This is a genomic window from Mesorhizobium vachelliae (genome assembly GCF_033977325.1).
In the GTDB taxonomy this organism is placed as follows: domain Bacteria; phylum Pseudomonadota; class Alphaproteobacteria; order Rhizobiales; family Rhizobiaceae; genus Mesorhizobium; species Mesorhizobium vachelliae.
On record NZ_JAVIIR010000072.1, the window covers coordinates 1 to 995 of the forward strand.

Consider the following 995-nt stretch of genomic DNA (forward strand, 5'->3'; position numbering starts at 1 on the left):
CACCGTCTCGCCTTCTGATCATCGGCGGCTGACTGCCCTGATCAGCGACCGCAACAATCCGCAGAAGTATGTCTGGCGTGCCGAGATCGTGCTGTTGAGTGCCGATGGTGTTGGCACCGTCGAAATCATGCGGCGGACCGGCAAGTCCAAGACCTGCGTCTGGCGCTGGCAAGAGCGCTTCGCTGAGGAAGGCTTTGAAGGGCTGCTGCGCGACAAGACGCGGCCCTCGCGCATTCCGCCGCTCGGCCCGGATGTCTTCGAACGCGTGGTGGCGCTCACGCTCGAAGACCCGCCCGCCGAGACGACGTACTGGACCGCCGACATGATGGCGAGATAGCCGACATCAGCGCCAGCGTCGTCCGGCGGATCTGGAAGCCGCACGGGCTTCAGCCCCACCGCTGGCGGCAGTTCAAGCTCTCCAACGATCCGAAATTCGTTCACAAATTGCACGATGTCGTCGGGCTTTACGTCGATCCCCCGGCCCACGCCATCGTGCTGTCGGTTGATGAAAAATCGCAGATCCAGGCGCTGGACCGGACCCAGCCTGGCCTGCCCATGAAGCGGGGACGGCTGGGCACCATGACGCACGACTACAAGCGGCACGGCACCACCACGCTCTTTGCCGCGCTCAGTGTGCTCGACGGCACCGTCATCGGTCGCAACATGCAGCGGCACCGCCACCAGGAGTTCATTCGCTTCAATGCCATCGACGCCGAATTGCCGGCCAGCAAGGCCGTCCACGTCATCGTCGACAACTACGGTGCTCACAAGCACCCGAAAGTGCGCGCGTGGCTCGACCGGCATCAGCGCTTCACCTTCCAATTCACACCGAGCTCGTGTTCGTGGCTCAACGCAGTGGAGGGCTTCTTCGCCAGACTCGCCAAACGCCGCCTCAAGCGCGGCGTCTTCCATTCGGTCGTTGATCTCCAAGCCGCCATCAACCGCTTTCTCGCCGAGCACAACGATCACCCCAAACCCTTCACCTGGACCGCCGA

At 63.2% G+C, this 995-nt stretch carries 1 pseudogene; it reads left to right on the plus strand.

The features are described 5' to 3' along the window. A pseudogene (locus tag RFM41_RS34060) lies at nt 1–995 on the plus strand (IS630 family transposase); the annotation flags it as partial.